This window comes from Halopenitus persicus (genome assembly GCF_002355635.1).
GTDB classification, from domain to species: Archaea; Halobacteriota; Halobacteria; order Halobacteriales; family Haloferacaceae; genus Halopenitus; species Halopenitus persicus_A.
On record NZ_AP017558.1, the window covers coordinates 1,210,571 to 1,228,222 of the forward strand.

19 protein-coding genes and 1 tRNA gene are annotated in these 17,652 nt (G+C 67.7%); 17 read left to right on the forward strand and 3 right to left on the reverse strand.

Annotated features, from left to right (window positions below; genetic code table 11):
* Positions 1 to 117: 117 nt before the first annotated feature.
* The 13 genes from CPZ00_RS05820 to CPZ00_RS05880 all read left to right on the forward strand — a co-directional run bounded on the left by CPZ00_RS05820 (position 118) and on the right by CPZ00_RS05880 (position 11,264).
* A complete protein-coding gene (locus CPZ00_RS05820; RefSeq protein WP_096391612.1) occupies positions 118 to 1,344 on the forward strand; it encodes a dihydropteroate synthase in 1,227 nt (408 codons plus the stop codon).
* 249 nt (positions 1,345 to 1,593) lie between these two features.
* Positions 1,594 to 2,289 (forward strand): 6-hydroxymethylpterin diphosphokinase MptE-like protein, encoded by a 696-nt coding sequence (locus tag CPZ00_RS05825; RefSeq protein ID WP_096391613.1) that lies wholly within the window; start codon positions 1,594 to 1,596, stop codon positions 2,287 to 2,289.
* A gap of 152 nt (positions 2,290 to 2,441) precedes the next feature.
* The gene (locus CPZ00_RS05830; protein ID WP_096390042.1) at positions 2,442 to 2,732 is read left to right on the forward strand and encodes a 50S ribosomal protein L21e; all 291 of its coding nucleotides are present in this window, start codon (positions 2,442 to 2,444) and stop codon (positions 2,730 to 2,732) included.
* A 10-nt stretch (positions 2,733 to 2,742) separates the two neighbouring features.
* On the forward strand, positions 2,743 to 3,099 hold the full coding sequence (locus tag CPZ00_RS05835; protein ID WP_096390043.1) for an RNA polymerase Rpb4 family protein: 357 nt from the start codon (positions 2,743 to 2,745) through the stop codon (positions 3,097 to 3,099).
* Between the two features lie 100 nt (positions 3,100 to 3,199).
* Positions 3,200 to 3,877 carry a DUF655 domain-containing protein gene (locus CPZ00_RS05840; RefSeq protein WP_096390044.1) on the forward strand — a complete coding sequence of 226 codons (678 nt, stop codon included), beginning with the start codon at positions 3,200 to 3,202 and terminating at the stop codon, positions 3,875 to 3,877.
* A 115-nt stretch (positions 3,878 to 3,992) separates the two neighbouring features.
* On the forward strand, positions 3,993 to 4,871 hold the full coding sequence (locus tag CPZ00_RS05845; protein ID WP_096390045.1) for a 16S ribosomal RNA methyltransferase A: 879 nt from the start codon (positions 3,993 to 3,995) through the stop codon (positions 4,869 to 4,871).
* Positions 4,872 to 5,132: 261 nt separating this feature from the next.
* Positions 5,133 to 6,314 carry a mechanosensitive ion channel family protein gene (locus tag CPZ00_RS05850; protein WP_096390046.1) on the forward strand — a complete coding sequence of 394 codons (1,182 nt, stop codon included), beginning with the start codon at positions 5,133 to 5,135 and terminating at the stop codon, positions 6,312 to 6,314.
* Entirely contained in the window at positions 6,311 to 6,892 is a 582-nt protein-coding gene (locus CPZ00_RS05855; RefSeq protein ID WP_172861713.1) for a HemK2/MTQ2 family protein methyltransferase, read from the forward strand. Before CPZ00_RS05850 ends, CPZ00_RS05855 begins: the two co-directional genes overlap by 4 nt.
* 155 nt (positions 6,893 to 7,047) lie before the next feature.
* Complete coding sequence (locus CPZ00_RS05860; RefSeq protein WP_096390048.1) at positions 7,048 to 8,046, forward strand: 5-methyltetrahydropteroyltriglutamate--homocysteine methyltransferase; 999 nt, start codon at positions 7,048 to 7,050, stop codon at positions 8,044 to 8,046.
* Positions 8,046 to 9,119 (forward strand): methionine synthase, encoded by a 1,074-nt coding sequence (locus CPZ00_RS05865; protein WP_096390049.1) that lies wholly within the window; start codon positions 8,046 to 8,048, stop codon positions 9,117 to 9,119. The genes CPZ00_RS05860 and CPZ00_RS05865 overlap by 1 nt, the downstream gene beginning before the upstream one ends.
* Before the next feature lie 75 nt (positions 9,120 to 9,194).
* On the forward strand, positions 9,195 to 9,644 hold the full coding sequence (locus CPZ00_RS05870; protein WP_096390050.1) for an Lrp/AsnC family transcriptional regulator: 450 nt from the start codon (positions 9,195 to 9,197) through the stop codon (positions 9,642 to 9,644).
* Positions 9,645 to 9,683: 39 nt separating this feature from the next.
* The gene (locus CPZ00_RS05875) at positions 9,684 to 10,841 is read left to right on the forward strand and encodes a DUF63 family protein (protein WP_096390051.1); all 1,158 of its coding nucleotides are present in this window, start codon (positions 9,684 to 9,686) and stop codon (positions 10,839 to 10,841) included.
* Positions 10,842 to 11,069: 228 nt separating this feature from the next.
* Complete coding sequence (locus tag CPZ00_RS05880; protein WP_021072750.1) at positions 11,070 to 11,264, forward strand: cold-shock protein; 195 nt, start codon at positions 11,070 to 11,072, stop codon at positions 11,262 to 11,264.
* A 233-nt stretch (positions 11,265 to 11,497) separates the two neighbouring features.
* Here the strand turns inward: CPZ00_RS05880 and CPZ00_RS05885 are convergent, their stop codons facing one another.
* On the reverse strand, positions 11,498 to 12,289 hold the full coding sequence (locus tag CPZ00_RS05885; protein ID WP_096390052.1) for an inositol monophosphatase family protein: 792 nt from the start codon (positions 12,287 to 12,289) through the stop codon (positions 11,498 to 11,500).
* Between the two features lie 283 nt (positions 12,290 to 12,572).
* Between CPZ00_RS05885 and CPZ00_RS05890 the strand changes: the two genes are divergently transcribed.
* Positions 12,573 to 13,718 carry a hypothetical protein gene (locus tag CPZ00_RS05890; protein ID WP_096390053.1) on the forward strand — a complete coding sequence of 382 codons (1,146 nt, stop codon included), beginning with the start codon at positions 12,573 to 12,575 and terminating at the stop codon, positions 13,716 to 13,718.
* A gap of 561 nt (positions 13,719 to 14,279) precedes the next feature.
* Here the strand turns inward: CPZ00_RS05890 and CPZ00_RS05895 are convergent.
* Positions 14,280 to 14,363 (reverse strand) — tRNA-Leu (locus tag CPZ00_RS05895).
* Positions 14,364 to 14,464: 101 nt separating this feature from the next.
* On the opposite strand from CPZ00_RS05895, the gene CPZ00_RS05900 reads away from it, so the two are divergent.
* The 3 genes from CPZ00_RS05900 (at position 14,465) to CPZ00_RS05910 (ending at position 16,721) form a co-directional block, all read left to right on the forward strand.
* Positions 14,465 to 14,950: a DUF309 domain-containing protein gene (locus CPZ00_RS05900; protein WP_096390054.1), complete on the forward strand. Its 486-nt coding sequence runs from the start codon at positions 14,465 to 14,467 to the stop codon at positions 14,948 to 14,950.
* A gap of 109 nt (positions 14,951 to 15,059) precedes the next feature.
* Positions 15,060 to 15,863: a M14 family metallopeptidase gene (locus CPZ00_RS05905; RefSeq protein ID WP_096390055.1), complete on the forward strand. Its 804-nt coding sequence runs from the start codon at positions 15,060 to 15,062 to the stop codon at positions 15,861 to 15,863.
* A 105-nt stretch (positions 15,864 to 15,968) separates the two neighbouring features.
* Positions 15,969 to 16,721 carry a DUF7117 family protein gene (locus CPZ00_RS05910; protein ID WP_096390056.1) on the forward strand — a complete coding sequence of 251 codons (753 nt, stop codon included), beginning with the start codon at positions 15,969 to 15,971 and terminating at the stop codon, positions 16,719 to 16,721.
* A gap of 31 nt (positions 16,722 to 16,752) precedes the next feature.
* Here CPZ00_RS05910 and folD read toward each other — a convergent pair whose 3' ends face one another.
* Positions 16,753 to 17,646: a bifunctional methylenetetrahydrofolate dehydrogenase/methenyltetrahydrofolate cyclohydrolase FolD gene (gene folD / locus CPZ00_RS05915; protein WP_096390057.1), complete on the reverse strand. Its 894-nt coding sequence runs from the start codon at positions 17,644 to 17,646 to the stop codon at positions 16,753 to 16,755.
* Positions 17,647 to 17,652 lie beyond the last annotated feature (6 nt).

A 17,652-nucleotide genomic window follows, 5' to 3' on the forward strand; every position in this document is an offset into this window, starting at 1 on the left:
CCGCCTCCGAAACTTGCCTTTCCCGCCTCCGAAACTTGCCTTTCCCGCCTCCGAAGCTTGCCTTTCCCGCCGTCCGGTTTCGGACGGCCTATGGTGCTTGCGGCCGTGCCGATCGATATGCGAACTGTGGACGCCGCAGGACTCGAGATCGGCGACGGTCGGCCCCCGCGGATCATGGGCGTGCTCAACGTCTCGGCGGAGTCGCCCTACGACCCGAGCGTGTTCGACGATCCGGGAGACGCGGCCGAATACGTCGATTCGGAGCTGCTCGACGAGGGTGCCGACATCGTCGACGTCGGGCTCGAGTCGGCGAACAAGCGGTTCGACGTCCTCACGGCCGAACAGGAGCTCGACCGCCTCGACACGGCCCTGGAGGCCATGGCGTCGACGTCCGGCGACGCCGTCTGGTCGATCGAGACGCGGTACCACGAGGTGGCCGACGAGGCGCTCCGGCACGGGTTTGACATGGTCAACGACGTCTGCGGGTTCGCCGACCCCGAAATGCCGGCCGTCTGTGCCTCCCACGACGCCGCCGTCGTGAAGATGGCCTCGCCGCCGGACCTCGAGCGGCCGGGCGCGATCCCGGACGTCGACGGGATCTACGAGGCGCTGTCGCGAAACGGGTTCACCGAGAAGACGATCATCGACCCGGCCTTCGGCGGGTGGACCGAGGAGAAGACGCTCGCCGACGATCGGGAGACCTTCCGCCGGCTCCGGGAGTTCCGGGGGTACGGGCGGCCGCTGCTGGTCTCGATCAACCGGAAGAACTTCCTCCGTGAGATCCCCGGCCGCGACACCGAGGCGGCGCTGCCGGCGTCGCTGGCGGCCACCTCGATGGCGGTCGAGCGCGGCGCCCACGTGATCCGGACCCACGACGTGGCCGAAACCCGCGACGCCGCGCTCATCGGCGCCGAGTTCGCTCGCGAGCGGTGCCGCGGGACTGTCGACGGGATCGGGATCGAGGAGCTCGACGTGACGACTCCCGGCGAGGCGAACCGACACCTCGACCGACTGGACGCGACCGCGACGCTGGCCGACGAGAGCGTCGTTCGGGTCCTCGAGCTGACGGGGCTCGACGACGAACGGGTCAGAACGCTCCGGTCGGCGACGGAGGAGACGACCGCGACGTTCGCCCTGGCGGGGTCCGCGACCACGGGGACGAAGACGGAGGCGACGGCGACCGACGGGTCCGGACGGACGCCGGCGCAGGGGCTCCTGATCGGAACCCCGGCCGGGCTCGGCCGCGTCCACGAACGCGTCACGGACGCCGGATCCACGCTCGAGGACGCTCCGCTCGGAAACGCGCTCGAGCGGCCGATCGAACGGACGGGATGGGAAAAGTAAGAGAAAGTTTATGCCATCGGATGGAAAACTGTTCGACCGGACGCCGAAGGGGCATATGGATAGGGGCGTATCGTGCCACTTCGGCCCACACTATTACCGTCCCCGAGCGGCGGCGCCGGCGAGCGCGACTGCCAGCGCCCGTCGATCGATGGGTCGGAGACCGCCGCGGATCGACCGAAGAACGCCGCGGATCGACCGAAGAACGCCGCGGATCGACCGAAGAACGCCGCGGATCGACCGGTGGACGGGATGAACTTCCAGACGTGGGAGCCGGCCTACGAGGCGATCCTGGCGGACTTCGGGTTCGACCGGGCCGCTGACGAGCGTGCGCGCGACGTCGCCGCGACGCTTGCGACACCGTTCCCGGACGACCGGCTCGACGTCCTCGCGGACGCGACCGTGGCGATCGCGGGGGCCGGCCCGTCGCTGACCGACGCCGACGCCCTCGAGGTGGCCGCCGACGCGGACGCGATCGTCGCCGCGTCAACGGCGGTCGACGTCCTCGCCGAGGCGGGGATCGCAGTCGACGTGATGGTCACGGACCTCGACAAGAACCCCGAGACGGCAGAGCGGCTGAGCGAGGCGGGAACGACGGTCGCCGCGCACGCACACGGGGATAACGTTCCGGCGATCCGGGAGTGGTTCCCACGGTTTTCCCAGGAGCACGTCCTCGCGACCACGCAGGCCGCGCCGCGCGGCCCGGTGGTCAACGTCGGCGGGTTCACCGACGGCGATCGGGCGGCGTTCCTCGCGGACCACGCCGGTGCCGCGACGCTGCGCTTCGTCGGATGGGACTTCACGGATCCGACGGTGAGCGAAACGAAGGCGCGCAAGCTCGAATGGGCGGCCCGTCTATTGCACTGGCTCGAGCGGCGGCGCGGCGAGCGGTTCGGGATCCTGGACGACCGTCGGTCCGAGCTATCGCTGCCGTGGCTATCGACGTGACGGAGCGATCGAGGAAGAGGTCGATCGAGGAAGAGGTCGATCGAGGAGGGGCCGATCGACGTGGCCAGCCCGAACGCGACTGTGATCCGGTCACGAGCGCGACGCGTAACGCACCATTTATAACCGCGCCGGCGGTAGACGGGCTCACGACTATGCCGAGTTCCAACGGGCCCAACAAAGCGACGCGAAACAAGCTCTCGAACACGCCGCGCGAGCGCGGAACGTCGCCGCCACAGCGAGCGATCCAGGAGTACGAGGAGGGCCAGAAGGTCCACCTCAAGATCGACCCGAGCGTTCGCGATGGCCGGTTCCACCCCCGATTCGACGGCCACACCGGGACGGTCACCGGCAAGCAGGGCTCGGCGTTCACCGTCGAGATCACCGACGGCGGCAAGGAGAAGACGCTCATCGTCTCGGCCGCCCACCTGCGCGCACAGAACTAGAGAGCGGCATATGACCATCTTCAAAGAGAAGCTCGAGGAGGAGACCATCACGACGGCGGAGGCCAAGGAGATCCTCGTCGACATCGAGGCCGAACGGGCCGACGACGAGGACCGTGAGCTGCGATACGAGCTCGCGCGGGCCATCGAGCACGTCAACCGCTTTGCGGTCCTCGAGGCCGAGGAATCACGCGAACTCGTCGAGGAACTCACCGCGCTCGAATACGTCGACGAACAGGCCGCGATCAAGATCGCCGACCTGCTGCCCGGGGACCGGACCGAGCTGCGTTCGGTGTTCGCCCAGGAGCGGTACTCGCTCGACGGCGACCAGCTCGACGAGATCCTGAACGTCGTCGCGAAGTACGCCTGAGGGCGCCGCGAGAGCGACATACCCTGCGGCCCGACTCGGCGATTACGGATCCGCGCGGTGGCGGGCGATTTTTAAGTGTCACCTTCCCATAGGAAGGCGTATGAACGAACCCCAGCGTTCGCGCGTGCTCCCGGACGGCGGGACCGAGACCGAGTCCGGAGACGACACGGGGCGCTCCGAGGACGGCGGATCGGCCGCCGCCGCGTCCGCGGACGCCGACGACGAGGACCGCGAGTTCGCGGTCGCGCTCGACGTGTTACCACAGGGCCGTCCCGGCGACGACCGACCCCAGTACCAGAAGTCGCCGATCGCGTACGCGCTGGGGGAAGCTGACTTCAGGCTGTTCGAACTCACGCTGGCCGACGACGCCGACCGGTCCGTCGGCGACCGCATCGCGATCGAGCCGCGGGCGGACGACGTCTCGCGGTACCGCGAGGTCAGCCACGACGATCTGACCCACAACGCCGCCGCGGAGATCGAGTACGCGGTCGAGCAGATCGTCGAGGAGGACGAGCGGCGGTTCGTCGACTTCTACAACGACGCCGAGCCGATCACGCTGCGACTCCACCGGCTCAACCTGCTGCCCGGGATCGGGAAGAAGCTGCGCAACAACGTCCTCGACGAGCGGAAGCGCGGTCCCTTCGAGAGCTTCGAGGACATCGCCGACCGGATCTCCGGACTCCACCGGCCCAAGGAGGTGCTGGTCGAGCGGATCATCGAGGAGATCCGCGAGGACGACCTCAAATACCGCGTGTTCGTCGACAGACGCGACGACTGACGACGGATCGCCACCGACGGCCGACCGGAGCCACGACCGACCGGAGCCACGACCGACCGGAGGCCGTGACCGACCGAAACGGGACGTTTACCGGGGCGCTCCGCCTAGCGGGCGTATGACCGACTCGCCGAGCGACCCCGACCCGGGCGACCGTGACCCGGACGGCCTGATCCGCCGGGCCGGCCTTCGGGTCGACCCCGACCAGGACCAGCACTTCCTCGTCGACGACCGCGTCCTCGACCGGATCCCGACGTACCTTCCGGACGCGGCGGACCGAAGCCATCTCCTCGAGATCGGCGGCGGCGCGGGCGCGCTGACCGACCGCCTGCTCGCATCGCTGCCCGCGAACGGGCAGTTGACCGTGATCGAACGCAACGAGGGGTACGCGTCGTTCCTCGAGGCGGAGTTCGCGGACGCGGTCGCCGACGGCCGCCTTGCGGTCGTTGCGGGCGATGCGCTCGACGTCGAGTTGCCGCCGTTCACCGCGTCCGTCTCGAACCTGCCGTACGGCGTCTCCTCGGAGATCGCCTTTCGACTGCTGCCGGCAAAGCGGCCGCTGGTGGCCACCTTTCAGGCGGAGTTCGCGGACCGGATGGTCGCCGAGCCGGGAACGAGCGAGTACGGGCGGCTGTCCGTCTCGGCGCAACACTACGCGGACGTCGAGATCGTCGAGCGGATCCCCCGGGAGGCCTTCGAACCGAAGCCGGCCGTGGAGAGCGCGGTCGTCCGCTGTACCCCACGGGACCCGGAGTACGAGGTCGACGACGAGGCGTTCTTCTTGCGGTTCGTCAAGGCGCTGTTCACCCAGCGCCGGAAGACGGTCCGGAACGCCATCCGGAACACGGGCCACATCTCCGGGCTCGGAGCGCCGGAGGCGGTCGTCGAGGCGGTCGACGAGGACCTGCTCCGGAAACGCCCCGGGGACCTCGCGCCGTCCACCTTCGCGGAGATCGCGGCGGTCGCGGCCGAGCACGGGGATCCGACCGGGGAGTGATCACGCATCGTTGGCGGAGAAACGCACGCACTGACGGGAAACGCACACCATTGGCGGAAAACGCACACGAACCGACGCGGGAACAACGCAGAAATCACGGCGATCGCGGCGATCGACCGGATCGAGTGTGAAGCTTCTTGAACCAGCACGCGCAACACGCCCGACAGTGAACGCAAGCGGAACGACGGTGCGGCCCGGGAGGACCACGCCGCCGACACGCCGACCGACGGGACCGCAGCTCCCCACGACGGAGCCGCCCCGATGATCGGCGTCGAGGCCCTCCTGGTAACCGATACGCTCCTGCCCGGAAACGGGCAGGTCGCGCTCGGGCCGCTCGAGCGGGCGGTCGCGAGCGCCGGCGTCGCGGCGGTCGTGCTCGCTGTTCGATACCTCGTCCGACGCTATCGAAGCGGTCACGAGGGCGACCTCGGAACGACCAAACGACTTGCCCTCTCGAGCATAATCGCCGCGTCGACGGCGGCGGGCGTGCTCACGGTCGTCGGGCTCTGGGGACTGGGCGACCAGCTGGTGGCCGCCTACGGCAACCTCGAACTCGCCGAGCAGGTCCCGAACATCGTGCTCGCGGTCATCGTGCTCGGCGGCGCGTACGCGATGACCGACTTTCTCGGACAGATCATCCGTGAGGTCGTCTCGACCGGAAAGACGATCTCGACCCACCAAAAGCAGATCATCTACCGGCTGACCCAGCTCGGGGTCTACTCGTTGGCAGGGTTGATCGTCATCGGCCTGTTCACCGACAACCTCGGCAGCCTCCTCGTCGGTGCCGGCTTCCTCGGCATCGTCGTCGGGATGGCGGCGCGCCAGACGCTCGGGTCCGTTCTGGCCGGGATCGTGTTGATGTTCTCGCGGCCCTTCGAGATCGGCGACTGGATCGAGTTCGAGGAGAACGAGGGGACGGTCACCGAGATCACCATCTTTCACACGCGGGTCCAGACGTTCGACGGCGAGTTCGTCACGATCCCGAACGACCGGATCGCGAACAACCCGATCATCGACCGGTCCCGCAAGGGACGGCTCCGGATCGAGATCGAGGTCGGGATCGACTACGACGACGACCCGGACCACGCGGCGGACGTGGCACAGGAGGCGATGGCCGGCATCGACGACGTCCGGACGGCGCCGCGACCGAAGGTCGTCGCCAAACGGTTCGGCGACTCCTCGGTCGTTCTTGGGGCTCGCTTCTGGATCGACCAGCCCAGCGCCCGAAAGCGATGGCGCACGCAGACGACGGTCATCTCGGCGATCCACGAGGCCTTCCGCGAGGAGGGGATCACGATCCCGTTCCCGCAGCGCACTCACGGCGCGAGGTCCGAGGGGCTCTCGGTCACGGTCGGGTCGGGAAGCGACGCCACCGGCGCGAACGGCGAGGGTCGAAACGGCGAGGGTCGAAACGGCGACGCCGGGACGGGAGGCGGCGAGTGACCGACCTCGCCGAACGCCGCGGAACGGAAACGACCGTCTATCAGCCCGCCGAGGACTCCGGCCTGCTCGCGGAGGCAGCGATCGCCGAAGCGACCGGCCGCGTGCTGGAGGTCGGCACCGGGTCGGGCTGGGTCGCCGAACGCATCGCCGAGGCCGACGCGACCGGCGACCTCGAGGTCGTCGCGAGCGACGTGAACCCGCACGCCTGCGAGCAGGCACGCGAGCGCGGCCTCGAGACGGTTCGCGCGAGCCTGCTCGATCCCTTCCGGGACGGGGTCTTCGACACCGTCGCGTTCAACCCGCCGTATCTGCCGACGGACCCGGACAACGAATGGGACGACTGGATGGAGACGGCGCTGTCGGGCGGTCGGACCGGCCGCGAGCTGATCGAACCGTTCCTCGCGGACGTCGGCCGGGTGCTCACGCCGGGCGGGCGCGTCCTGCTGCTCGTGAGTTCGCTGACCGGCTACGAGGCGGTCATCGACCGCGTCGAGGCGGCCGGCTTCGCCCACGAGGTCGTCCGGGAGGAGTCGTATCCCTTCGAGACGCTCTCGATACTCCGCCTGACGCGACGGTGACGACCGCTTGCCGTGCCGGAACGACGAGCAACGTGGGTCTCGAGGCGACGGCCGGTCGCTGCTGGGGAGATCACGCGGACGGCCGAGCGGGTGATTACCATTGGGAATAAGTTCCATTAGAAAATATTAAACTGCGGCATATCCAAGCGTCGGCGATGACTGAACGTGTCGCGACCACGCCGGGGCTGTTTCCGCTCCCGGACTGGGCGAAAGAGACCCTCTCGGATCTGAAGGGTCACCAGAAGGGTGACCTCTTGAGCGGCGACGAGGGGCCGGAGATCGTCTCGACGTACGCCGACGTCCGAACCGAACTGATCGACGACCAGCTCGAGGCCGGGCTGGACCGCGTCGTCGAGGGACAGCCGCGGTGGGACGACATGATCGCCCACCCGCTGACCGTCGCCGACGGCGTCGAGACCGGCGGAATCGTCCGCTATTACGACAACAACAACTTCTACCGCGACCCGCGGGTCGTCTCGGAGCCGACCGCGAGCGGGGACGTCGCCGCGGAGCTGGAATCGGCGGCCGAACGCGTTCCGGACGACGTGGGGCTCCAGGCGGTCCTTCCGGGCCCGTACTCGCTGTCCGAGCTGGCCACGAACGAGACGGGCGCGGACGCCGAGGCGTTCCGCGAGACGATCGCCGAGTTCCTGGCTGCGGAGGTCGAGAAGCTGGGCGCCCACGAGACGCTGTTCCTGCTCGAGCCGTCGCTCGTGGAGCAGCCGCCCGCCGACGGCGTGGACGCGCAGGCCAGCGCGGCGATCGACCGCGTCGCGTCGGCGACCGACGCCGACGTCGTGGTGCACACCTACTGGGGAGCGATCCCGGAGAAGCCGTACGCCCACCTGCTGGACGCCGACATCGACGCGGTCGGGATCGACCTCGTCGCGGGCGACCGGGACGACTCGGTGTACAACGTCCAGGAGTACGGCGCGCCGGATTCGGTCGCGCTGGGCGTCGTCGACGGCCAGAACACGCTCGTCGAGGAGCCCGAGACGATCGCGGACCGCGTCGAGTGGTTCGAGGACCAGCTCCCGGTCGGCGACTTCGAGACGACCTACGTCACCTCGAACACCGAGCTGTTCTACCTGCCGGAGAACAAGTATCAAGCCAAGCTGAACGCCCTCGCCGCGGGCGTGGAGGTGCTTTCCTGATGGTTCGAGTCCCCGACGCCAACCGCGACCAGTTCCGCCCGGCATCGCACCCGAACGACCACTTCCTGTTGACGACCGTCGTCGGCTCGTACCCGAAGCCGAAGTGGCTCAACCGTGCCGACGACCTCGTCGAGGATCCCGACTCGAAGTTCGACGCCGACGACCTCGCCGAGGCCCACGACGACGCATGCCGGCTCATCACCCACGAACACGAGCGGGCGGGCCTCGATACCGTGGTCGACGGCGAGATGCGCCGCAACGAGATGGTCGAGTTCTTCGCCCACCGGATCCCTGGATACGAGTTCAACGGTCCGGTGAAGGTGTGGGGTCACAACTACTTCGACAAGCCGTCCGTCGTCGAGCCGGTCGAGTACGACGAACCCTGGCTCGTCGACGAGTTCGAGTTCACGAGCGACGTCGCCGAGCGGCCGGTCAAGGTGCCGATCACCGGACCCTACACGCTCGGGTTCTGGGCGTTCAACGAGGCCTACGAGACGACCGAGGACCTGGTGTACGACCTGGCCGACCTCGTCAACGAGGAGGTCGAGGCGCTGGTCGACGCCGGCGCGCAGTACATCCAGATCGACGAGCCGGCGCTCGCGACGACCCCGGAGGACCACGCCATCGTCCACGAGGCGCTCGATCGGATCACGGCCGGGATCGACGACGACGTTCGGATCGGCCTGCACGTCTGTTACGGGGACTACTCGCGGATCTACCCCGAGCTCAACGACTTCCCGATCGACGAGTTCGACGTCGAGCTGTGCAACGGCGACTACGAGCAGGTCGAGGTGTTCACCGACCCCGACTTCGAGCCGGACCTGGCGCTCGGCGTCGTCGACGCCCACACCGCCGAGGTGGAGTCGGTCGCGGAGATCAAACGGAACATCAAACAGGGGCTGCGGATCGTGCCGCCGGAGAAGCTCACGATCTCGCCCGACTGCGGGCTCAAGCTCCTGCCCCGTGAGATCGCCTACGGCAAGACCGAGAACATGGTGACGGCCGCCCGCGAGGTCGAGGCCGAGCTCGACGCGGGCACGATCGACCTCGAGAACCCGCTCGCGGACGAGTAGATCGGGAACCCGCTCGCGGACGGGATGTCGAGGAGGCGCCGCAACCGCAAAGACCGTCCACGCCGTCGGGACGGTATGGACCTCGACGAGACGGACCGCGCGATCCTTCGCGTTCTCCGTGCGGACGCCCGAACCCCCTTCTCGGAGATCGCCCGCCGGGTGAACGGAACGAGCGATTCGGTCCGCGACCGGGTGAGTCGAATGGAGGACGCGGGCGTAATCGAGGGGTACCACGCGGCCGTGAACGCCCCGGCGCTCGGCTACGACGTCGAGGCGCTCGTCAGCCTTGAGGTGACCCAGCGCAACGTCGACGACGTTCTCGCGGCGCTCGCGACGATCGACGCGGTCCGCGACCGCCATCTCACGGCCGGGGAGTGGGACCTCGTGCTCCGGGTCGTCGTTGAGGACGTCGACGCGCTCCGGACGCTCGTCCACGACCGGATCCCCCGGATCGAGGACGTGGTTCGGTCGCGAACGACGCTCGTGTTGGACACGGAGACGGGCACGGGCGGCCTGCAGTCGTGACCGGAACGCTCAACCCGCCGCTCGTCCGCATGTGAGTCAATGAGTGATCGGCTCGACGAGCGCCTCGACGTCTCCCCCGAGACGGCGTGGCTCGCAACCGTGGTCTCGATCGTGATCGGGGTCGGCGCCGGTGCGGTGGCGTTCCCCCGAACCGTCTACGACGGCTTCCTCTGGCGATACTTCTGGGGGCCCGTGGTCGCCGACGGCGAGGGAGCGGCCTGCGCGGTTCGCCGTGGCGGCGTGACCGAATATCTCTACTCCTCGGACGCGTGTGCGGAGGCCGCCGCGGCCGCCGGCTCGGTGGTTGCCTCGCCGGGATACACGACCGTCTCGACGGTCTCGTACATCGTCATCCTGCTGTTCGCGCTGATCGGGGTCCTCTTTTTGCTCCGCCGGCTCGGGATCGGCGAGGAGCGGCGGTTCTTCTTCGCGCTGTTCCCGTTCGTCCTCCTCGGGGGCGCCCTGCGGACGATCGAGGACGCGGGCGTTGCCGCGCTCGACGCGGGCGGCCAGCACCTGATCCCCGCGCCCTGGACCGCGCTGTTCATCAGCCCGTTCATCTACGTGACCGTGTTCGCGATCACGCTCGGCTGCGTGGTCCTCGCGTACGCCCTCGCGGCCCGCGGGCTGGTCGACGACTATGCGCGCCCGCTGTTCGCGATGGGGGCAGTGGCGGTCGTCGCCGCCGTCGGCTACCTCGCGTTCCTCGCGGCGACGACGCCCTTCGTCGGGTTCAATCCTGCGGTGATCGGTTCCATTCTCGTGCTCGCCACGGCGACGACCGGCGTGACCTGGTGGCTGATCGGGCGATACGAGCCGTCGATCAACGACGGAACCGGATACATCGGGCTCGTGGTCATCTGGGGTCACGCGATCGACGGCGTGGCGAACGTCATCGGCCTCGACTGGATGCCCGTTCTCGCGGGGAGCGCGAACCTCGTCCCGAAGCACGTGGTCAACGCCGCGATCGTCGACTGGACGGCGCGACTGCTGCCCCCGTCCGTGCTCGCGGTGACCGGCGACGCCTGGCCGTTTTTGATCGTGAAGCTCGCGGCCGCGACGTTCGTCGTCTGGGTGTTCAACGACGAGATGTTCGCGGAGTCGCCGCGGTACACGGTCCTGTTGCTGGTCACCGTTCTCGCCGTCGGCCTCGGACCGGGAACGCGGGACATGCTACGCGCGACGTTCGGGATCTGAGTCCGGGTCCCCGGGGTCGAAGCCGCTCACGCCGAGACCACCTCACGACGTCGAGACCGCCTCACGACGTCGAGACTCCGAACGTCTCACGACGTCGAGAATTCGACTGACGATCGAGATCGTACCGATCGGCCGCCGAGAATACTGAAAACGAATGTTCGGTCATCACGCCACGGTACCACGTGTCGCGCAAGCGTTAACCGTCGGTGGGGTCTGTGTTCATTCGCAATGTCGAAAGGTACGGTTGACTTCTTCAACGACACTGGCGGCTACGGTTTCATCTCGACTGACGACGCGGACGACGACGTGTTCTTCCACATGGAGGACGTCGGCGGTCCTGACCTCGAGGAGGGGCAGGACGTCGAGTTCGAGATCGAGGACGCCCCGAAGGGCCCGCGCGCGACGAACGTCGTTCGCAACTAGGCCGTTCACTCCGAAGACGCCAGCGTCACGCTGACGGTTCGCAGTTCTCGACGCGCCACCCCGGTTCGGTTTCGGGCGACCGCGTTCGCAACGTTCACGCTCGCTAGCGACGGGTCGCCCCGTCGAGAGGGCGGCGTTTTTGTCGATCGGTCCGAGACTCGTCCGAAAAGCGACCGCATTCGACCGCACGGTACAGCTCAACGTGGGTGGATCGACCGCCGATGCGATTCGACTCAGTCGATCTCGGCGGCCGCCGCGAGCAGCTCGTCGTGGATCTCGCCGTTGGAGGCGACCAGCCCGGTCGAGTCGTGCCGCCAGCGGTCGCCCGCGAGGTCGGTCACGGTGCCCCCCGCCTGTCGAATCAGGTGGACGCCCGCGACCGAGTCCCAGGGGTTGGGAACGACGTTCGTGATCGCGCCGTCGATGCTGCCGTGGGCGATCCCCGAGAGCATCGCCTGGGCCGAGCCGATCCGGCGGACGTCCCAGAAGCGCTCGAGCAGCGCCGCGCAGGCGTTCCCGTACTCCTCGCGGCGGTCCATCGGCCACCACATCGCCGGCGCGGCGAGGGCGGCCTCCGGGTGGGCCACGTCGCTGACCGCGATCGGCTCGTCGTTTCGAACCGCGCCCGCGTCGCCGGCGACGTAGACGTCCTCGAGCGCCGGCATCGCGACGGCGGCCGCGACGGGCTCGCCGTCCACGACCGCCGCGACGGCGGTCCCCCAGACGCGATCGTTCCGGACGTAGTTGGTCGTCCCGTCGATCGGGTCGACGATCCAGGCGGCGCCGTCCTCGGGAACCGCCTTCAGCGCGTCGTCCTCCTCGCCGACGACCGCGTCCTCGGGGAACTCCTCCCGAACGACGTCGATGACCTCCCGCTGGGCGGCGCGGTCGGCCTCGGTGACGACGTCGGCCGTCCCCCCCTTCGTCTCGACGGCGATCCCGGTCCGGAAGTGGTCGTGGGCGACGCGGGCCCCGGCCCGGGCCGCGCGCTCGGCGACCGTGACTCGATCGGCAGTGTCGGTCATACCCGGTCTCGATTTGGCGCGCCCGTTAACGCATCGATCGGCTCCACGGACCGGGTATGTGTATCATCACACTCATCTTACTGGCCGATAATGTCAACATATTTTTAGAAATTATAGGTTATCATAATTAAGGGTAATAATTACAATACGCTCCAGTCGCATCTGTACTTCCTCCCATTGGGGGATGATGACAATGGTAGAAAACCAAGAAAGTGAGAGATGGAGATTAATCAATAGACGAACGGTGCTACACGGTGCGGCGGCAGGAGCCGGCATCGCCGGAATGTCGGGAGCGGCTACGGCCAGCGGTGGCAATGGCCAGCCCTGTCACAAGGACTTCGAATGCGACGAGGAGGAGGGAACCTACGTTAAATTCGAGTTCATCGAGGAGGACGGGGACTGTTACTTCGAAGAGGAGACGGAAACCGGTCTGATCACGATCACGGACTGGGAGAGCAAAGAGGGAGACGAGTGCGAACCCATCTCCGTCGAGTGGGAGTCGGAGACGCATGACGCCACCAAGGTGATGGCATTCGGCGGTGACGACTGTGATACCGTCGAGAATCCCGGGGGATCCTATACGTCGGGCCTAGAAAATCCGGGCGGCAACACTGCCGCGATCAGCAACCTCCAGTTCTGTGTGGTGCCGGTCGAGCAGGAGATCGTCGGAACGATCAACCTGTCGTACGAGGACCTGCCGAAGGACGATCCCCTGCTCGACTGGGACGTCAACGACTGGGTCGTCGACGTGATCGGCACGTTCAAAGCGGCCGGCAAAGAGGACGACGGAACGCCTCTGGTTACGGAGTTCACGTTCGACATCGTGCCACAGGCGCGTGGCGCAGGCGACGACCACGAATGGCACATCCTCCTGCCGAGTAGTGTCCTGTGTGGATCCGGGTCGTACGACCTGACGGTGAAAGACAGCGATGGAAACGAGATCGGTTCGAAAAGCGACAGTAGCTCCTTCGGCGGCGACTCGGACGTGGACATCACTGTCTTCCCGAGCACCGAAGCCGTCTTTGACGATCTTGAGAACGCCGAGTTACCCGAGGATCACGACGACGACTGTACGGACCCACGCGAGTGGGCGACGCTTACGGTCACCTTCGACGATCCGTGTGCGATAGACGTTTCCGAGGATGAGAGCGATGTCGAGGTGAACGGTGACAACCTCTTCTTCGATCCCTACCTGAACAACCTCGAAAGCCCCACCGAGGTACACCGCGGCGACGTTCGGTTAGTCGTCGTTCCCGACGACTGGCAGTGGCCGCTCGGCGCGGTTCAGATCTGGGATGCATACACCGACGTCGACGAGGGAGGTGACGGCGAACCGGAGTACACCACGTCGGACTGGTACGAGACGGTGGCCGACTCCAATCTCGTCGCGACCTGCGACTTCGATCCGAACGATCTCGACGGGTCGTGAATCGCTTCGGGGTCAAGCCCCGGGGCATTCGCCTTGACCGCCTGTAAAACACCCCGGATCGGCTCGTCCCAGTTTTTCGTGACGTACCGAAGCAGAGCCTCTCACAACCACTACGCACCCTGTCTGATACTCAGATGGATTTTTGCGAGGGAAGAACGCTCCGAGAGCGCCCTTCCGCATCACGGGGAGTAACCCCAGCGATGCGAGGGGAGGGATTTGAACCACGGTCGCGCCGAAGGCGCTCCCTGATTCAAACCCTCCCTCGTTGTGCATTCACGCGCTGTGGCGCGTTCATGCGAGGGGAGGGATTTGAACCCACGGACCACCGCCAGACGATCCGGTTCGCTTCGCTCACCGGCTGCGACTGGCGTGTTCTCGTTCACTCGCGGTGCTCGTTCACGAGACCTCTACAGGAGCGGATCGTGAGCCCGCCACCGTTTCACCGTTTACCGTTCCGGTCCGACGAACAAACCGGTCGCTCACGCGTTCAGTCAGTGAATTTTTGCGAGGGAAGAACGCTCCGAGAGCGCCCTTCCGCATCACGGGGAGTAACCCCAGCGATGCGAGGGGAGGGATTTGAACCCACGGACCTCTACAGGAGCGGATCTTGAGTCCGCCGCCGTTTCCCGGCTTGGCTACCCTCGCACGCATCTCGGGCTGACGCCCTCGTCCGGGTTTAAGGCTCCGATTCCGGATCGGTGCTCGGCTCCCGTAGCGTTTAGGCCGCCACGTTCCCATCGATCGGTATGGACGACCACACCCGGGATCCGGGCGTCGCGCCGCCGCTGGGAAACCCGACCGGGTGGCGCCGCGGCGACCGGGTCTGGGAGCATGCGACGCTCCGCCGGGCGACCGAACACGGGGTGCGGCTGTTCAACGCGGGCGCGTACCACGAGTCCCACGACTGTTTCGAGGACGAGTGGTTCAACTACGGGTCCGGGTCGACCGAGTCGGCGTACCTCCACGGAATGGTCCAGGTCGCGGCCGGGGCGCACAAGCGGGCCGACTTCGGAAATGATGACGGGATGCGGTCGCTCTTCGAAACGGCGCTGACGTACCTTCACGGCGTCCCCGAGGACTTCTACGGGGTGGACGTCGCGGACGTGCGCGTCACGATCCGGGCCGCCCTCGAGGACCCGACGACGATCGACGACTGGCGGATCACGATCGACGACGCCCGTCCCGACGCGTATCCGGCGGACTACGAGTACGTGGACGACCTCGAGGGGTGACTGCTGCCGTCCCCGAACCGAGGCCGAACGATCCCTGGACCGAACGATCCCTGGACCGAACGATCCCCGGATCCGATCCCCACTTATTCGCCGGACCGATAGGGACGGTATGCGCGTCGTCGAACTCGGAGACGGTCGCCCCGAGATCGCGGTTGTCGCGGCGATCCACGGGGACGAGCCCTGTGGTCCCCGTGCGGTCGAACGGCTCCTCGCGGACGAGGAGGAGTACGAGCGGCCGGTCAAGCTGATCGTCGCCAACGAGGAGGCACTCGCGGCCGGCGAGCGCTACCTCGATACGGACCTCAATCGGGCCTTTCCCGGCGATCCCGACGCCGACACCCACGAGGGACGGCTCGCCCATCGGCTCACCTCGGAGCTGACCGGGTGCACCACCCTCGCGCTGCACTCGACGCAGTCGTACGCCGAACCCTTCGCAGTCATCGACACGATGGACGAACTCGCCCGCGGCGTCGCCCCCCACCTTCCGGTGGAGGTGGTCGTCCAGACCGACGCGTTCACCGAAGGGCGGCTCATCGAGCACCCCCACACGATCGAAGTCGAGTGCGGCCTCCAGGGCTCCGAGGAGGCGGCCGACAACGCCTACTGGCTCGTGCGCGCGTTTCTCGCCGCGACCGGCGCGCTGCCGGCGCCGGGAGCCGACGGCGTCGTCGACGCCGGCGGCCGCGACGACGTCGACGTCTTTCGGCTCGCCGACCGGATCCCCAAGCCTCCCGCCAGCGACTACGAGGTGTTCGCGCACAACTTCCAACGCGTCGACGCCGGCGAACGCTTCGCGGCCGCCGACGGGGAGTCGATCGTCGCGGAGGAGCCCTTTTATCCGGTCCTGCTGTCGGCGTACGGCTACGAACGCGAGTTCGGCTACGCCGCCGAGTACGTGGACACCTTCGGCTAGCGCAGTCAGTCAAAATCTAGCACGGTCGGATCCCGGCAGCGTGGGGTGTCGTCCGACCGTCCAGTGTGAGCAACCATTTAGGGCTCGCCCGGCAACAACGGAGCAATGAAGGTCCGCGGCGAACGGGAGTGCGTGTCCTGCGGGACCCAGTGGTCCTACTACGAGACCGGCGAGGTCGCGTGTCCGGAGTGCGGGAGCGTCCAAAGCGTCGGGATCGCGGAGCGCCGCCGCCACACCGACTCGCCGGCGGAGCTCGACTTGACGGCCCACCGAGCCCGCTTCGGCGAGGCGAGCGGGCCGCTTCCGGAGGAGGGCGTCGACGACCTCAAACGTGACCTCCGCGGGTACGTTCGCAAGCGCGGGTTCATCGACGGCGGCGATCTACGGGGGCTGGACGACGACGTTCTGTTGGCCGCCTACGAGCTGCTGCAGGTCGTCGACGCCGTCGACCGCCTCCCGGATCCGGACGAGCGTGACCGCGACTACCTCCTCCGCCTGCTGGCCGGCGCGGACGGGGGCGACCGACCGGCACCCGAGGACGTCCCGCCGAACCTCCACGCGGCGCGCGGGCTCGCGACCGTGGCGGCGGTCGAGGCCTACCGCGAGGACCTGCGGACCCACCTCGAGGACCTGACCGCGGACGGGGCGGACGGCGACCGCGACCTCGAGGCAGCGCGGGACGTCCTCGAGTCGCTCCGCGACCGCAGCAAACGCGTCGAATCCCTCCAGGGGGACGTCGATCCCGAGACCGCCGAGACGCTCGTGCGGGCGGCCGACGACCTCGGTCGCTACCTCCGAACCGGCCGGCCGGACGCCCTCGAGAGCGCACGCGACCGGCTGTCGGAACCCGTCGTCTGAAGTATCGTCACCCCGCTGCCGATCCGGCCTTTTACGGTAACTCGACCTCGACGCCGGTCTGCAGGCTCGCTGCTTTGACGGTATTGTACAGTAACATCGCGCGAGTCATCGGGCCGACGCCGCCGGGGACCGGCGTGATCGCGCCGGCCACGTCGGCGACGGAGTCGTACTCGACGTCGCCGACGAGTTCGGTTCCCTCGCCGTCGTCGGTCTCGACGCGGTTGACGCCGACGTCGATGACGGTCGCGCCCTCCCGGATCATCGAGCCGTCGATGAACTCCGGGACCCCGACCGCGGCGATCACGATGTCGGCGTCCCGGGTGTGGGCGGCCAGGTCCTCGGTCCGGGAGTGGCAGACGGTGACGGTGGCGTTGCCCTGCGGCGCCTTCTGGATCAGCAGGTTGGCCATCGGCTTGCCGACGATGTCGGACCGACCGACGATCACGGCGTCCGCGCCCTCCGTCTCGACGTCGTGGGCCTCCAGCAGCTTCAGGACGCCGTGGGGCGTACACGGTTTAAACCGGGCGTTGCCGGCGACGAGCCGGCCGACGTTCTCCGGATGGAACCCGTCGACGTCCTTCTCGGGGTCGATCCGGCGGAGGACCTCGCGCTCGTCGACGTGGTCGGGGACGGGCAGCTGGACGAGGATGCCGTGCACGGAGTCGTCGGCGTTGAGCTCGTCGATCGTCGCGTAGAGCTCGTCCGCGGGGGCCTCGGGATCGATCTCGACGTGGATCCCCTCGATGCCGACCTCCTCGCAGTCGCGCTGTTTCATCGAGACGTACGTCTCGCTGGCCGGGTCGTCGCTCATCAGGACCGTCGCCAGGCCGGGGCGCGACCCGGACTCGGTCAGCGTCTCGACGCGCTCGGCGATCGCGGCACGAACGTCCTCGGCAACGGCGTTGCCGTCGATGATATCGGTCATACCCGG

What these genes read in the sequence shown, in the direction of transcription:
- CPZ00_RS05910 (WP_096390056.1), top strand. Translation starts at nt 15,969, where the DNA reads ATGAAGGTCCGCGGCGAACGGGAGTGCGTGTCCTGCGGGACCCAGTGG.
- CPZ00_RS05825 (WP_096391613.1), top strand. Translation starts at nt 1,594, where the DNA reads ATGAACTTCCAGACGTGGGAGCCGGCCTACGAGGCGATCCTGGCGGAC.
- CPZ00_RS05905 (WP_096390055.1), top strand. Translation starts at nt 15,060, where the DNA reads ATGCGCGTCGTCGAACTCGGAGACGGTCGCCCCGAGATCGCGGTTGTC.
- CPZ00_RS05830 (WP_096390042.1), top strand. Translation starts at nt 2,442, where the DNA reads ATGCCGAGTTCCAACGGGCCCAACAAAGCGACGCGAAACAAGCTCTCG.
- CPZ00_RS05900 (WP_096390054.1), top strand. Translation starts at nt 14,465, where the DNA reads ATGGACGACCACACCCGGGATCCGGGCGTCGCGCCGCCGCTGGGAAAC.
- CPZ00_RS05840 (WP_096390044.1), top strand. Translation starts at nt 3,200, where the DNA reads ATGAACGAACCCCAGCGTTCGCGCGTGCTCCCGGACGGCGGGACCGAG.
- CPZ00_RS05890 (WP_096390053.1), top strand. Translation starts at nt 12,573, where the DNA reads ATGTCGGGAGCGGCTACGGCCAGCGGTGGCAATGGCCAGCCCTGTCAC.
- CPZ00_RS05885 (WP_096390052.1), bottom strand. Translation starts at nt 12,289, where the DNA reads ATGACCGACACTGCCGATCGAGTCACGGTCGCCGAGCGCGCGGCCCGG.
- CPZ00_RS05865 (WP_096390049.1), top strand. Translation starts at nt 8,046, where the DNA reads ATGGTTCGAGTCCCCGACGCCAACCGCGACCAGTTCCGCCCGGCATCG.
- CPZ00_RS05870 (WP_096390050.1), top strand. Translation starts at nt 9,195, where the DNA reads ATGGACCTCGACGAGACGGACCGCGCGATCCTTCGCGTTCTCCGTGCG.
- CPZ00_RS05820 (WP_096391612.1), top strand. Translation starts at nt 118, where the DNA reads ATGCGAACTGTGGACGCCGCAGGACTCGAGATCGGCGACGGTCGGCCC.
- CPZ00_RS05835 (WP_096390043.1), top strand. Translation starts at nt 2,743, where the DNA reads ATGACCATCTTCAAAGAGAAGCTCGAGGAGGAGACCATCACGACGGCG.
- CPZ00_RS05860 (WP_096390048.1), top strand. Translation starts at nt 7,048, where the DNA reads ATGACTGAACGTGTCGCGACCACGCCGGGGCTGTTTCCGCTCCCGGAC.
- folD (WP_096390057.1), bottom strand. Translation starts at nt 17,646, where the DNA reads ATGACCGATATCATCGACGGCAACGCCGTTGCCGAGGACGTTCGTGCC.
- CPZ00_RS05880 (WP_021072750.1), top strand. Translation starts at nt 11,070, where the DNA reads ATGTCGAAAGGTACGGTTGACTTCTTCAACGACACTGGCGGCTACGGT.
- CPZ00_RS05850 (WP_096390046.1), top strand. Translation starts at nt 5,133, where the DNA reads ATGATCGGCGTCGAGGCCCTCCTGGTAACCGATACGCTCCTGCCCGGA.
- CPZ00_RS05845 (WP_096390045.1), top strand. Translation starts at nt 3,993, where the DNA reads ATGACCGACTCGCCGAGCGACCCCGACCCGGGCGACCGTGACCCGGAC.
- CPZ00_RS05875 (WP_096390051.1), top strand. Translation starts at nt 9,684, where the DNA reads ATGAGTGATCGGCTCGACGAGCGCCTCGACGTCTCCCCCGAGACGGCG.